The organism is Maribacter sp. HTCC2170 (genome assembly GCF_000153165.2).
GTDB lineage: Bacteria > Bacteroidota > Bacteroidia > Flavobacteriales > Flavobacteriaceae > Maribacter_A.
The window spans coordinates 2493554-2508474 of record NC_014472.1 but is presented as its reverse complement, the minus strand read 5'-3'; the positions used below and the strand labels follow the sequence as shown (position 1 = coordinate 2508474).

The 14921-nt window shown below is 36.3% G+C and carries 11 protein-coding genes; 2 read left to right on the top strand and 9 right to left on the bottom strand.

Translation table 11 applies throughout. The features are described 5' to 3' along the window. Window positions 1-83: 83 nt before the first annotated feature. Complete coding sequence (locus FB2170_RS11005) at window positions 84-689, top strand: sugar transferase (RefSeq protein WP_013306631.1); 606 nt, start codon at window positions 84-86, stop codon at window positions 687-689. 426 nt (window positions 690-1115) lie between these two features. Here FB2170_RS11005 and FB2170_RS11000 read toward each other — a convergent pair whose 3' ends face one another. The 9 genes from FB2170_RS11000 to FB2170_RS10960 all read right to left on the bottom strand — a co-directional run bounded on the left by FB2170_RS11000 (window position 1116) and on the right by FB2170_RS10960 (window position 12068). Then, window positions 1116-2297, bottom strand: coding sequence for an OmpA family protein (locus FB2170_RS11000; RefSeq protein ID WP_013306630.1), 1182 nt, complete (start codon window positions 2295-2297; stop codon window positions 1116-1118). A 123-nt stretch (window positions 2298-2420) separates the two neighbouring features. Next, complete coding sequence (locus tag FB2170_RS10995) at window positions 2421-2879, bottom strand: hypothetical protein (RefSeq protein WP_013306629.1); 459 nt, start codon at window positions 2877-2879, stop codon at window positions 2421-2423. 1 nt (window position 2880) lies between these two features. Beyond that, entirely contained in the window at window positions 2881-4026 is a 1146-nt protein-coding gene (gene bshA / locus FB2170_RS10990; protein ID WP_013306628.1) for an N-acetyl-alpha-D-glucosaminyl L-malate synthase BshA, read from the bottom strand. A 17-nt stretch (window positions 4027-4043) separates the two neighbouring features. Next, complete coding sequence (locus FB2170_RS10985) at window positions 4044-6956, bottom strand: glycoside hydrolase family 3 N-terminal domain-containing protein (RefSeq protein WP_013306627.1); 2913 nt, start codon at window positions 6954-6956, stop codon at window positions 4044-4046. Window positions 6957-7064: 108 nt separating this feature from the next. Further along, the gene (locus FB2170_RS10980) at window positions 7065-7547 is read right to left on the bottom strand and encodes a hypothetical protein (RefSeq protein WP_013306626.1); all 483 of its coding nucleotides are present in this window, start codon (window positions 7545-7547) and stop codon (window positions 7065-7067) included. Between the two features lie 29 nt (window positions 7548-7576). Then, window positions 7577-8368: a (Fe-S)-binding protein gene (locus FB2170_RS10975; protein ID WP_013306625.1), complete on the bottom strand. Its 792-nt coding sequence runs from the start codon at window positions 8366-8368 to the stop codon at window positions 7577-7579. 18 nt (window positions 8369-8386) lie between these two features. Then, window positions 8387-9712 (bottom strand): (Fe-S)-binding protein, encoded by a 1326-nt coding sequence (locus FB2170_RS10970; RefSeq protein WP_013306624.1) that lies wholly within the window; start codon window positions 9710-9712, stop codon window positions 8387-8389. Further along, window positions 9713-10681 (bottom strand): MlaD family protein, encoded by a 969-nt coding sequence (locus tag FB2170_RS10965; RefSeq protein WP_013306623.1) that lies wholly within the window; start codon window positions 10679-10681, stop codon window positions 9713-9715. Window positions 10682-10736: 55 nt separating this feature from the next. Beyond that, complete coding sequence (locus FB2170_RS10960) at window positions 10737-12068, bottom strand: N-acetylmuramoyl-L-alanine amidase family protein (protein ID WP_410503859.1); 1332 nt, start codon at window positions 12066-12068, stop codon at window positions 10737-10739. A 167-nt stretch (window positions 12069-12235) separates the two neighbouring features. Here FB2170_RS10960 and FB2170_RS10955 point away from each other — a divergent pair, with 167 nt between their 5' ends. Then, a complete protein-coding gene (locus FB2170_RS10955) occupies window positions 12236-14914 on the top strand; it encodes a putative LPS assembly protein LptD (RefSeq protein WP_013306622.1) in 2679 nt (892 codons plus the stop codon). Window positions 14915-14921 lie beyond the last annotated feature (7 nt).

Here is a 14921-nt window from a genome sequence, read left to right as displayed (position 1 = left end):
CTTCAACTTTAGTACTACATATTGATTCTTTCACAATTTATCCTGATTATATATGTATTTTTATGAATAAACTATCTTAGTTAATGTACAAATCAATTATTAAAAGATTAATAGATTTTATAGCCTCTTTTCTTGGTTTACTTGTTCTATCGCCAATTATCCTAATTATTACTGTAATTCTTTCTTTTAGTAATAAGGGTAAACCTTTTTTTTACCAAAGACGTCCTGGGAAAAATGAAAAGATTTTTACGATAATCAAGTTTAAAACCATGAACGACAAAACGGATGCCAAAGGAAAACTTTTACCAGATAAGGATAGAATAACGAGAACTGGTGATTTTATTCGAAGAACTTCTCTTGATGAAATACCACAGTTGTTTTCCGTTCTAAAAGGTGATATGAGCCTTATTGGTCCTAGACCTTTGCTTGTTCAATATTTAAAGCATTATAATCATGAACAGAAGCAAAGACATTTAATTCGTCCCGGCATAACCGGTTGGGCCCAAGTAAATGGTCGAAATACCATTACTTGGAAGCAAAAATTTGAATATGACATATGGTATGTTCAAAACATTTCTTTTCTATTGGATTGTAAAATTTTGTGGCTTACATTTTTAAAGGTTATAAAATCTGATGATATTCTCACTCCAGGACAGGCCGGGACAGAGGCGTTTGAAGGAAATGATTAAAAGCTTGATATATAACAGAATTAATGTTCTCCGACCAAGTTAACACTATAGGATTTTGCTCAAATATTGTTTCTTTTTAAAAAGATTTTATACCTCTAAAAAGTTCAAAGAATACTAAGTCACAGATTATTTTAAAATTAAAATAGTTAGGGACTGTATTTCGCTTAATCAACATCGGCGGAATCATTTGTACAATTGGAAGAGAAAACCATTTATACGTTGAAAAAAAGGTCTAATACTCGCATAGTTATAACATCTGATTATATTGTGCAAACAGCCTATCAGAATCCAATTATTAATAAAATACTAATGATTGAATCTCAAAATCAATTGTTAAATGAATCAGCATTTCAAATATAAAAAAACATAAACCCAGAACATTGCTCTGGGTTTATTTAATAATAGTTTATCTATGGGGTTTTTTATCTAATACTCTGTCACTTCAAACTCCGACCTCCTATTTTTCCTATGTTTTTCAGCAGAACACCTTACGCCATCACCACATTCATTCGTCAACTGTTCTTCTCCAAATGCTTCAGCAACAAGTCTATTCTCACTTATTCCGATAGACATCAAATAATTCTTAGTCCTTTCAACCCTTCTTTCAGAAAGCCATTTATTATAATCAGATGCGCCCCTGGAATCGGTATGTGAAGTGATTTTAAGATGTACACTAGGTTTTTCTTTTAATAGATTAGCCAATAAGCCAAGAACCGACTTGGAATTTTTATTCAAGTAGGATGAATTAAATCCAAAGTACACTAATCCCAATTCTTTAATTGAATTTTCTAATTGTTGTTTTCTTTGATTTTCAGCATCAATTCTTGCTTTTTCAATTGCCGCCAAACGGGCTTTTTCTTTTTCCTTAGCTAAGCGTTGCGCTAGGGTAGCTTCTTCCTTTATTCTTAACTCATTTGCTAAAGAATCTTGAACACGTTGTTGCTCCTTTTCCATTTCCTGAATCAAAGCCAACTTTTTCTCTCCTTTTCTTGTTAGCCCCTTTTTAACATTAAAACGATATAACCCACTTACTGCGTGTTGTATATGGTTGGAAGCCTTTTCGGTATTCATAGCCCATTTTCCCGTGGAATTGAAATCCAACCCAAAACGATCTGAAAACCAAGTTTTAACACCAATTATACCATTCATTGTACTTCTACCATGATTATTGGCATCTGTATACCCAATACCTGCACCCATATAAGGATCAAACCACTTGGATCCACCCCAAATCTTATTCAATGCATAAGTTACCCTTGTATCAATCGCATAATAATCAATATCTTCCGATAATACTATATTATCTACGACCTTTCCTGATTTATACTTATTGTAACTAGCTATTGCCTCAACCGACATACCATTCGAAAAGTTCCTACCAATATTTAAGCGAGATGGAAATGGAACAATATTCCACTCATCTGAAACATCCAAAAGTTGATTTAACATATCACCTGAATCATCGACGGCATTGAATCCAATTCCGATTACCCAAGAACTTTTAACGATGCTATCTTTTGAAGTTAATTGTAAATCCTCCTCTTGAGAAAAGATTTTTGGTGTGGCAAGAAATATCATTACCATCACAAATATTGTATGATTTTTCATAAGTAATAGATTTTGGGTCTAAATGAATTGTAAAATTAAAACCAATTGTATGATTCTACAAGAAAGTAGTTCAAAACAACCATTTATTCGGTAGAATGAGTTATTTAACAACTACTTAGAGCTCTACTTAAATGATTTAACTATTATTTTCTTCTTTATAAGAGGCAATTTATATACTCCAAAAGGATTGATAAAAGTATTTGAATCAACGTCTAATTTTTTGATTTCGATTTCTAATACTAATTGGTCTATTGTTTCATCCTTAAAAGTAAGCTCCATTTTCTTATTTGATGTCATCTTACCACTAGAATATACCAAAATCATTTCCTGTGTAAAATCAATTTCAGGTACAGGAAGCCCTGGCTTTCGGGTCCTGTTTATTTTAGAATAAAAACTTTTTAATGACTTGGCATCCTTGATAATGATACTTTCAGGAATATCTGATCCACTGTAATTGTCCTGAACCAATAAGGTAATCCTATCGTCGTTTTCTCCGACCGATTTTTCCTTATTCGTTGTTACTTCCTTCTGTCCTTTACAAGAGTTGAGTATTAACAAGATGAATATGAACAAATACCTCATATCAGCGAATTTTCTTTTCTAATTGACTCTCGTAGGCTTTTAAATATATTGTTTCGTACAGTGGGAGTACATTAAGTATATCAAATGTTAGAGCAACCTTAGCAGCATTCTCCTTAAACTCATTAAGAACTGTGTCATTCTTCAGTATTTTCAAGGCATTATTGGCCATATCTTCAACATCACCTACAGCACTTAAAAAACCAGTTATGCCCTGTTTGTTAACCTCTGGAATACCGCCTGCATTTGTTGAGATAACGGGGACTCTGTTTATCATTGCCTCCAATGCAGCTAAACCAAAACTCTCAGATTTAGACGGTAACAAGAATAAATCGGAAAAACAAAGAATTCTGTCAATTTCATTACTGTTTCCAAGAAAATGTACCTTATCCATGATTCCCAGTTGCTCACACAGAAATTCAGCATTTTCTTTTTCGGGCCCTTCACCCACCATTACCAATTTAGCGGGTATCTCCTGTTGTATTTTATTAAAAATGTGTATCACATCGGGAATATGCTTAACAGCCCTAAAATTACTTATATGAGTGATTATTCTTTCATTGTCCTCTGCCATCAAAGACCTTTGGCAATCTGTGAACGATGTGCTGTATTTCTTTTTATCTATAAAATTAGGTACAACCTCAATTTCTTTCTTAATATCAAAAAACTCTAGCGTACGCTGTTTTAAATTCTCTGAAACAGAAGTTACAACGTCTGATTGATTAATACTGAAGTTTACTGCCGTCTTATAAAATGGGTGTTTCCCTACCAAAGTAATGTCAGTACCGTGAAGTGTCGTAATCATTGGTAAATTAATTCCTTCTTCCTCAAGCATCTTCTTTGCCATATAGCCGGCGTAGGCATGTGGAATAGCATAGTGCACATGAAGTAGGTCTATTCCAAACAATTTAACTGTATCGACCAACTTACTCGACAAAGCCAGTTCATAGGGTTGATAATGGAATAAGGGATATTCAGGAACATGAACTTCGTGAAAATGTACTCTATGGCTCAAAAGGTCTAACCGAACGGGTTGACGATAGGTTACGAAATGGACCTCATGACCTCTGTCTGCCAGTGCAATCCCTAATTCTGTGGCCACTACACCACTACCTCCAAAAGTTGGGTAACAAACTATTGCTATCTTCATTAATACAAAACTACTTTTTAATTTATTATAGCGTCGTAAATAGCCTGTTGAATTCTTGTTCTTAACGCAGATTTAACTAATAAGGTATTTGAAGCGGTTGGGTAAGTTCTGTTGGACAAAAACACATAAACAAGCTCCTCATCTGGATCGGCCCAAGTATAAGTACCGGTAAATCCACTATGTCCAAAACTTTTTCGAGAAACACAACCGCATGTAGGCCCTTTATCCCTTAACTGGGGTTTATCAAAACCAACTCCTCGTCTAACATTCTTATCACAGAAATAACAGGTGTTGAATTTTTTGATAGTTCTTGAGTCTAAAAATTGAGTTCCACCGTAATCCCCCCCTTGAAGATACATTTGCATAATTTTTGCAACATCATTGGCATTGCTAAAAAGACCTGCATGACCCCCTACTCCACCTTGCATGGCTGCGCCCATGTCATGAACATAGCCCTGCACCTTTTGGTATCGGTAATATTTATCTTCTTCCGAAGGTATTATTTTGTTCTTTGGGAATTTTTCCAATGGATTATAGCTTGTTTGAAAAGCACCTATGGGCTTGTACAAAAAATCAGTGGCCAATTTATCGAGTGGTTCATTATAGGTCTTTTCGATATATTTTTTCATTACATAGTAAGCGACATCACTGTACCTATAACGATTTGATTTTAGCTCCTGTCGGCCTATTCTATTGTATATTGAATCTCTATAAGCATCAGTTAAGAAAAGATTGTCTGTAACTTTGATTGAAAAACCATCAATCGGGGCATTTCTATAAAATTCAGAGGATGGTTTCCTTTTTTTATCTAAAGTGCTGACATAAAATGCTATCCATGCTGGTAATCTCCCATAATGAGATAAAGCCTTCAATACAGTAACATTCTTCAATTCTGTATCGGAATATTCCGGTATTAATTCCTCAAAAGTATCATTCAGGGCAATTTGGCCGTTCTCTTCCATTTTCATGATAACTGGAAGCGTAGCCAAAATTTTGGTGATTGACGCTAAATCATAAATATGCTTTGGGGTGACCTTTTCCTCTGATTTATAGGTAGGTTTTCCAAATCCCTTATTGTAAACAACCTTCCCCTTTCGCGCTATCAAAACCTGTGCTCCAGGAAACATCAATGAATCCAACCCATTATTTACCAATTTATCAACCTCTGCCAATTTACCGGAACTGAGTCCAACACGCTCTGGAATGCTATAACCAAGCCGTTTCAAAGAACTTATCTGCATACTTGTTTTTACTGGAAAATCAGGATGTGCAGAAACTGGTAGCACTCCTTTAGCGCCTATTGCCCCAAATATCAATTGAGCCGTTTTTTGTTGGGCGATCTCACTATTTTGGTACGCAACTACTACGCCGTCAATGTTCTTGAAAGAATCAACATCTATCAAAGTATAAGGCTTGGCAAAAACCGATAGGATAACGTTTGACGTTCTTTCCTTAGCAATTTCTTCCAACCAAATAAGTTCTTTTTTTGAAAATTTATATGGTTTCCATGGACTATCATTGCTTTTATGATGGCCAATAATTACAAGGTTAAAGTCTCTTAACTTATCTTTAATAGTGGTAATGTCTTTACCATTGACCTGAGTTACCTTGGCATATTTATTCAATTCATTTATGAAAGGTTGGCTATCATCATCTCCAAACTTAACGTAAGCGATTTTCTTGTTCTCCAACTTTTTTATACCCATAAGGTAAAAGTTGTTCTTTACCACGGTAATTGCATTCTCAATTGCCTCTTCATAGACCAGATCACTCTCCAGAGCATTCAGGTCTTCATATAAATTATTGATATCAATAGGCTTATACTTGTTTAAACCCACCTTGTATTTGGCTAAAAGTATTTTTTTGACTGAATTTGACAACCGCTCTTCCGAAATTCTACCACGCTTAATTGCCTTGAGCAGCTTTTCCTTTGCTTTGGCAACCTCAGTAGGCATCAAAAGAATATCATTACCTGCCATAAATGCTGCAAGTTCCACATCTCCATCCTTTCCATGGTTAGTAACTCCTTTCATGTTCAATGCATCGGTAAAAACCAATCCATCAAAACCCATTCTTTCTTTTAAAATGCCCGAAATTATCTGCTCGGACAAAGATGATGGCAGTTCTTTTTTTATTTCTAAACTTGGAACGTTTAAATGAGCTACCATCACACTACTCAATCCTGCTTTTATCAATTTTTTATAAGGGTATAGCTCAAGGCTATCCAATCGTTTCTTGGAAAAATCTATCAATGGCAGGGCATAATGCGAATCTGTTGCTGTATCCCCATGACCTGGAAAATGTTTTCCACTAGAAAGTACACCTGCGCTTTCCATGCCTTTCATAAACGCAACCCCTTTATCAGCAACATTATCCCTATCTTCTCCAAAAGAACGGTTTCCTATAATTGGATTTAGAGGATTGGTATTGATATCTATATCTGGAGCAAAATTTATATGAACCCCCAATCGTTTTGCATGTACTCCAATTTGATGTCCTACCTTTTCTACTATTGAATTATCTTTTATCGCACCTAAGGTCATATTCCAAGGAAAGGCGTAAGTAGAATCCAATCGCATGGCGAGTCCCCATTCAGCATCCATCCCTACCATTAAAGGTAATTTTGAAGCAGATTGATAGGTGTTTGTAAGCTTCGCTTGTCTTACGGGGCCGCCCGTGGAAAAAATAATACCTCCTATATGATGTTCTTGAATTAAGGCTTTGACTTTATCAGTACTCGATTTATCCTGATTCGAAGCAACACTAACCATAAACAACTGCCCCAACCTTTCATCCAGGCTCATTTCATCATATCTGGCATCGACCCAAGTTTTCTGCGCCAAACTATCACTCGCCACCAATGGATTGCGTTGCGCATTTACACAAAGAGCAAGTAATAAAAACAATGGAATAATGCTATATGAGCGCATATTGGAATAGTCTAAGGAGATAACTTAAAGGCAAAAAAAATATTGCATTTCATAAAATTCCCACAAGTTTAGAACAAAGATTATTCAAATACAATACCAAAAAGGTTTTTACATAAATCTACTATGCCAGCTTTCTGAAGCAGGAACCTCCCAATGCTCCATATATTCACCCTTGTTCGTAACTAAATTATTAAAGACAATTGTTTTTGGGGAAACAGCCTTTTGCTTTGCCATTTTTTTAAAGTCAACCAATGGTTTATAAGCGATGTATTCACCCTGTTTATACGACACGTTCATTTTGTCTAACAACTTTACGTCATATTTCTTTTCCAATTGTTGTATAAAATGTACCGAGGCATCTATTGAACACCCTGAAGCTGAAGTCTCGCTTTGATCAAGTGCCAATATGATAAAACGATTGTATCTAATTTCATAACCAGCTTTTAAATCACTTCCATGCGTTGTCCATTCTTGTATGAATGAACCCAGCTCCTGACCCAATTCTTGAAGTTCTTCAGTTGAAAAACTACGATTAGCTTGATATATCCAAACTCTTGACGATTCTGGTAATGTATTGAATTCTACTAACATATAATTTATTATAGATAATCGTTAAGGAGTTATAGGTCTTCTGCTGTGGCAATTAATTCAGCAATATCCCTAACCAAGATACTCCCTTCTTTCTCTTTATTCTTCACACCGTCAGTCATCATCGTATTACAAAATGGGCATGCAGCCGCGATAATCTCAGGTTGGGTACCCAATGCCTGTTCGGTTCGTTCAATATTAATATCCTTATCACCTTTTTCAGGTTCTTTGAACATTTGAGAACCCCCTGCACCACAACATAAACCACGGGTTTTACAGCTTTTCATTTCAACCAACTCCGCATCCAACTTTTTTATTAAATCCCGTGGGGCCTCAAAAACATTATTGGCCCTGCCTAAATAGCATGGATCATGAAATGTTATTCGCTTGCCCTTGAATGTTCCACCCTCCATTGTAATTCTACCTTCATCCAATAAGCCCTTTAAGAATTGCGTATGATGAACAACTTCATAATTGCCTCCTAACCCTGGATACTCATTTTTAAGGGTATTGAAACAATGTGGACAAGCCGTCACCACTTTCTTTACACCATAGGCGTTCATTACTTCAATATTAGTAACCGCCTGCATCTGAAACAAGAATTCATTTCCCGCCCTTTTAGCTGGGTCTCCTGTGCAACTTTCTTCGGTTCCCAAAACAGCGAAAGACACATTGGCCTTATTTAGAATCTTCACAAATGCCTTAGTGATTTTTTTCGCCCTATCATCAAAACTGCCAGCGCAGCCCACCCAGAATAAAACCTCTGGTTGTTGTCCTGCGGCAAAAAGTTCTGCCATTGTTGGTACTTTCAATTCGCTTCCCATTATAGAGGATTAATATTATTAAGATTCATCTTTCCAGTTCAATCTATCCATTTGATTAAATGGCCAAGGTGCCCCATTATTTTCAATATTCCCCATCATATTGTTCAAATCTGACGGAGCTGCAGATTGTTCCATAACCAAAAACTGCCTCATATCCATAATAATCGATAAAGGATCTATACTAACAGGACATGCTTCTGTACAAGCATTACATGACGTACAGGCCCAAAGCTCTTCGTTGGTAATATAGTCTCCCAACAATTGTTTACCATCATCAATAAAATCACCTTTATTGGCATCAATGTTTTTACCCACTTCTTCCAATCTATCCCGAGTATCCATCATTATTTTACGGGGAGAAAGTTTCTTTCCAGTTAAATTCGCAGGACATTCACTGGTGCATCGTCCACACTCTGTACATGTATAAGCATTTAATAACTGCACCCAATTTAGATCTTTAACATCTGACGCCCCAAACTTTTCAGGTGCTGCCGCATCTTCGGTAGGAGCGGCATATGGATCAGCACTTGGATCCATCATCAACATTACCTCTTTAGTAACAGAATCCAGATTCTTGATTTTTCCTTTGGCACCCAGTTTCCCAAAATAAGTGTTCGGAAACGCCAATAGAATATGCAAGTGCTTAGAATAATATAAATAATTTAGAAAGAAGAGAATACCTACAATATGTAACCACCACGTACTTCTTTCAATTATAATAAGAGTTTCAATTGACAAACCGTCAAATAAAGGAATTAAAAACTGACTAATGGGGAACGAACCGGCTTGGGTATAATGTTCGGTGTTGAATTGTTGTAATTGAAAATCGGCCGCATTCATGCTTAGGAACAAACACATTAAGACCAACTCAATATAAAGGATCATGTTACCATCATTCTTTGGCCACCCCTTCATTTCAGGCTTAATAAACCTTTGAAGTCTAATTACATTTCTTCGAATCCAGAAAATAATGACCGATAATATGACCAAAAATGCCAATATCTCAAAAGAGGCGATTAAAAAGTTATATAAGCCACCAAGCCCTGCAAAAACCCTATGTGTTCCCAAAAGGCCGTCTATAACTATCTCAAGTACCTCTAGATTTATTATGATAAAGCCAACATAAACTAAAATATGCAGTATTCCTGGAATAGGCCTAACCACCATTTTGGTCTGACCTAAGGCGATTTTTGTCATGTTCTTCCATCTTTGGGGTTTGTTATCACTAACATCCACATCTTTACCCAATTTTATGTTTCTAATAAGTTTTTTTACATTATTGGCAAAAAAACCAATACCAACTATTAGGACTATGGCAAATAAAATATTAGGAAGATACTCCATTTATGGTTGCTCTATTTTTTCGGCAGGATCATTATCAGGAAGGGTATAGTCTTTCTGTTTTTTACCAAAAACCGAAACATTGACATATCTTTTTGGATTTAGACGGAAATCTTGAAGTAATAAATCCAATTCTTTAGAGGCATTGTTTAGGTTATTATACAATTGCTCATCCTTCATTAATTTACCAAGAGAGCCATCTCCTTTCTCAACCTGACCTAGAATTTTGTCCAAATTCGAAACAGTGGATTCCAAACTGGTCAATGTACGCCCCAAACCAGCATTATTCAGAGAATCCGAAAGTTTTGCGAAATTTGAAGAAAGTTGATTGAAATTGGTTAAGGAACTATCTAATTTATCCTGATTGTTCTTTAGAAGGCTATTCATGACATCTGCACTCCCCTTTAAACTTTTCATTAATTCATTAAGACCAGAAATAGACTCGCGCAATTCGTTTTTGGTTTTAGCGTCCAAAACCTCATTCACATTCATCAACAAGGAATCGGCATTTGTAAAGGCTCCTTCAATCTTCTGCTGTAAAGGAGTCAACTTCTGTTGAACCAACTCTGTTAGTCCAGGTTTTGTCTCCGTTATTAATGTATCGCCCGACTGAGCTGGGGCGGCTCCATCAAATATTGGCTTAATCTGAATTCCTTTCCCCCCAATTATTCCCGTATCGTATAACTCTGCCTTACTGTTCTTTGAGAAAGTAAATTCATTATTTACAGAAAAAGTAACCAACAGATCTCCAGAAGTATCCTTAAAACGAATATCATTTACTTTACCTACGTTATAACCATTTATGGTTACTTGAGTACCAGGTTGAAGCCCTCCCACATGATGGTAAACAGCATAAAGCGTTTTACTATTATCAAATAATGGTGTAGATTTTAAATAGCTAAATCCCAAAATGAAAAGCAGAATCCCACCAATTACAATTATTCCAGTTTTAATTTCTCTAGATAGTTTCAAATGAATTGATTTATCGTTACTAACAAAATTAGAAATAAAATTGACACTGCTATTATTATTCAGAAACGTATTTTAGGGCTTCATTGATCGGGATTCTAACACCCTCTTTGTAAGCTACAATATATGAGCTTGAATATCCTTTTAAGTCAGCATTTGATTTCAAAGTTTCCGCTTCTTTATATGAATTGGTAATACCATACATATAGCGATAAAGATTTTTAAAAGGCTCTTGGGAAATTCTACTCAACCCATTGAAGTTGCGTGGTTTTAATTCCAAATCTTTAGCGCTTGCCATAATTTGTACTTTGAATATGACTTTTGGCCCTTCTACCTTCGGCTTAGATTTTGCAATTGATGAGTTGGTACTTTTTTGCTCTGTACTTTTCTTAAGGGGTGCGTCAAGAACGGGTGCATCCGTTTCTTTCTTTACCTCGGTTTTTACAATATCCAAAGGTTTCTCCACATCTTCTTTTACTTCAATCTTGTTAGAAGCTGAACTATCATCTATTGGTTTATCAACTTCTTTTGTAATTATTTCTTCCTTTATTGGTTCTACCGTTTTCGCCACTTCCTTTGCTATCGGCTGTGTTTCAGTAGCGGATGTGTTTACCTGAACACCTCTTTTATATTCTAAAATTGCCTCTGCAATTGCTTTACCCATTTGAGACTGGCCAGCCTTGGAGTTTAAAAATGCCCCTTCGGATTTGTTTGTAAGAAAACCAGTTTCAATTAAAACACTGGGCATAAAAGTTTGATGCAATACTATAAAACCTGCTTGTTTTACCTTGCGGTTGATACGTTTTAATTTGCCCGAAAAGTTATCCTGAATCATCTTGGCCAAGGCAATACTCTGATCTAAAAACTCTTCCTGCATTATGGTCAGTCCAATTATTGACTCAGGTGAATTAATATCATAATCAGCATATCTGTCTTCATAATTATCCTCTAGATAAATCACCGAGTTCTCCTTTTTTGCAATCTCAAAGTTTTGTTTATTGGCATGTAAACCCAATACAAAGGTACCAGCGCCATGGGCATCGGAGGAATGGGAATCACAATGTACAGAAACAAATAGGTCGGCATTGGCCTTATTTGCGATTTCACCGCGCACAAATAAGTCAATAAAGGTATCATCCTTTCTTGTGTAAATTACTTCTATATCCGGGTTGGCCTCTAGTATTTTTCCAATGTTCAGCACAATATTCAAAGCAATATTCTTTTCTAAATAGCCATTACCTAAATTTCCTGGGTCATGCCCGCCATGACCTGCATCCAACACAACTACGAATTTGCCATCATTTCTTTGTGAAGGATTATTATTTGTAAAAGAAGTCAGCAAAAAGGCCAACAAGAATAAGGTAGAAAGAAAAAAGCGGTTCATATTCATATTAACAAGGTGATTCGAGGTCCCTTAAATGGTTAAAATTATTGTAATACCCTATTAAGGGAACAAAAAATATATGTAAGTTTGACCTCCAAAAGTCAAGCCAAACCTTTACAAAAATAGGATATATAGCCTTGCAATCAAATAAACATTATTTACTTTTCCTATTAATGCTAATAATTGGTGGCATTATGGGGCATGCCCAAGAAGATAAAATCGTACCCTTACCCATTAAGGCAGAACCCGATACAATTGTAGCACCAATTCTTACCGAAACTGAATTTAAACAAGTTATCGTAAAAGACACTGCACAAGTAGATACGGTAAAAACCAAGTCACCCCTTCTATTAGATATAATACAATACAAGGCCAAGGACTATGTTAAAATGAGCCAACGGGATAAAAAAATATACTTGTACAATGAAGCGGAGATCAAGTACCAAGATACTGAGTTAAAAGCTGGCGTCATTGTTATGGACTATGTTAAAAATGAGGTTTATGCTGGTCGAATAAAAGATTCTTTGGGTAATTACTCGCAGCTGCCTTATTTCAAACAAGGTGAAAACGAAGTAATACCGGATTCCATTCGTTTTAATTTTGATACTCAGAAGGCTATTATTTGGAATTCAAGAACCGAACAGCAAGCGGGGCTTGACCAATTGGGTAGTGAAGCCATGAAAGTATACGCCGACATCACTAAAAAAGAAAATGACTCTGTATATTTTTTAAGTGAGGGAAGGTTGACAACCTCTGCCGATACCATAAACCCTGATTATTACATACGAGTTCGTAAGGCCAAATTCGTCCCCTCTAAAAAAGTTATTGCCGGGTACAGTAATTTATACATTGCAGATGTACCAACTCCCATCGCCTTGCCCTTTGCTTACTTTCCTTTGACGGTTGGAAGAGCGGCCGGCGTTATGATGCCTTCCTTTGGGAATGATCCAGATCGAGGTTATTTTCTTCAGGATATGGGCTATTATGTTCCAATTGGAGAATATGCGGATGTGTTGTTATCCGGGGACTTTTACACCAACGGAAGTTGGGGTTTTAAGACCCAGTCAATGTATACAAAACGATACAAATTTAGTGGCAATGTTAATTTCAGGTATGAAAATTTGGTTACCAGTCAAAAAGGATTCAGTGACTATTCCAATTCAAGGAACTGGAATATTCAAATGTCACATTCGCAAGACACAAAAGCCAGTCCCAATTCACGTTTTTCTGCTTCAGTAAACATGGGAAGTAGTGAATATTACCGTAACTCCTTGCAACAACGTAATCTTCCCAGCACGCAGAATAACACACTTTCATCCTCAATTTCATATTCAAAAACGTTCCCCGCATATCCGTCTGTAAATATGAGTCTGACCGCCACTCATAGCCAGAACACAAATACAAAGAAAATTGAGATGAGTCTTCCAAATCTACAGGCTAGTATGGAGCGTATTTTTCCTTTTGCCAAAAGAGATGGGATTAAAAAAGGGATTATTCAGAATATCAATTTTCAATATGATGTAAATGCCCAGAATAGAATTTCGACTACCGACGAGGACTTTTTTAAGAAAGAAATGTTCGATGGCGCCAAATTTGGGGCAAAACACCGCATTCCAATTAGCACCAATTTTAAGGTAGCCAAATTTTTCAGTGTAAGTGTAGGCGGTAATTACGAAGATGTTTGGACATTGGAAACCTACAATAAAAGCTATGATATTGCCGAGGATAAAGTAGTTATCGACACTGTCAGTGGTTTCGACCGTTTTAACAAATACAACTTTAACGCGAGTATTGGTACTACGTTGTATGGAACATTTAGTTTTGGTGAAGACAAAAAAATCCAAGCGATTAGACATGTTATGCGCCCTTCATTAAGCTATGGCTACGCTCCTTCCTTTGAGCATTTTTATGATGAATATGATATTGATGCCAATCCTATTACAGATAACTCGGTTCAATACACCAGGTTTCAAGGCACACTCAATGGAGCTCCTAGTTTAAGCAAATCAAACAGCCTTAGCTTTTCTTTAGCAAATACCTTGGAAGCCAAAGTTCGTGATAAAGACTCAACGGTCACAGAACCTAGAAAAGTGCCAATTCTAAGTAATTTTAATATTTCAACAGGTTATAATTTTGAATCCGACTCTCTTAAATTAAGTCCTTTAAGCATCAATGGAGGAACAAATATCCTGGATAATAAAATGTCCATAAACTTCTCAGCGGGCCTTGACCCATACGCCATTGACAATAATGGAAGAAGGATAAACACCCTTAATGCCAAAAATGGCGGAAGTCTCTTCAGGTTAACCCGTGCCAATGCAAACATAGGGTACTCCTTAAGTAACGAAACATTTAAAAAAGATGAAGACAAAGAAGAGGATGAGGAAGATGTGGATAGATTCGATTATGTTGCACAAAGTGGTGGAAGAACGGATGATCTTTTTGGAAAGGCCGACAGCTTTCAAGATAGGCCTATGGACAGGGAAAAAGCAACTGATGAAGTTGAAAACCCCATATATGGAACAACCATTCCTTGGAATCTTCGTTTAGCTTATTCAGCTTCTTATTCCAATTCGGCAAGGCAAAATGAATTTAGCAGCCATTCCTTGATGTTTTCAGGTGATGTAGAGCTTTCCCCAAGATGGAAGGTAGGAGGGTCTTCTGGTTACGATTTTAAAAACCAAGGCTTTACTTTGACTCAACTACGTTTTGAACGGGATTTAAAAAGTTTTGTAATGCGCTTTAACTGGACACCTTTTGGGCGCTACAAAAGATGGTATTTTTTTATAGGAATAAAGAGCTCTATCCTAAAGGACCTAAAATGGGAAAATAGAAGTCAAAGGTCCAGATAACAACAAA

Coding starts and splice junctions, on each gene's coding strand:
- FB2170_RS10980 (WP_013306626.1), bottom strand. CDS start 7,547: ATGTTAGTAGAATTCAATACATTACCAGAATCGTCAAGAGTTTGGATA.
- FB2170_RS11005 (WP_013306631.1), top strand. CDS start 84: ATGTACAAATCAATTATTAAAAGATTAATAGATTTTATAGCCTCTTTT.
- FB2170_RS10970 (WP_013306624.1), bottom strand. CDS start 9,712: ATGGAGTATCTTCCTAATATTTTATTTGCCATAGTCCTAATAGTTGGT.
- FB2170_RS10975 (WP_013306625.1), bottom strand. CDS start 8,368: ATGGGAAGCGAATTGAAAGTACCAACAATGGCAGAACTTTTTGCCGCA.
- bshA (WP_013306628.1), bottom strand. CDS start 4,026: ATGAAGATAGCAATAGTTTGTTACCCAACTTTTGGAGGTAGTGGTGTA.
- FB2170_RS10995 (WP_013306629.1), bottom strand. CDS start 2,879: ATGAGGTATTTGTTCATATTCATCTTGTTAATACTCAACTCTTGTAAA.
- FB2170_RS10955 (WP_013306622.1), top strand. CDS start 12,236: ATGCTAATAATTGGTGGCATTATGGGGCATGCCCAAGAAGATAAAATC.
- FB2170_RS10985 (WP_013306627.1), bottom strand. CDS start 6,956: ATGCGCTCATATAGCATTATTCCATTGTTTTTATTACTTGCTCTTTGT.
- FB2170_RS11000 (WP_013306630.1), bottom strand. CDS start 2,297: ATGAAAAATCATACAATATTTGTGATGGTAATGATATTTCTTGCCACA.
- FB2170_RS10960 (WP_410503859.1), bottom strand. CDS start 12,068: ATGAATATGAACCGCTTTTTTCTTTCTACCTTATTCTTGTTGGCCTTT.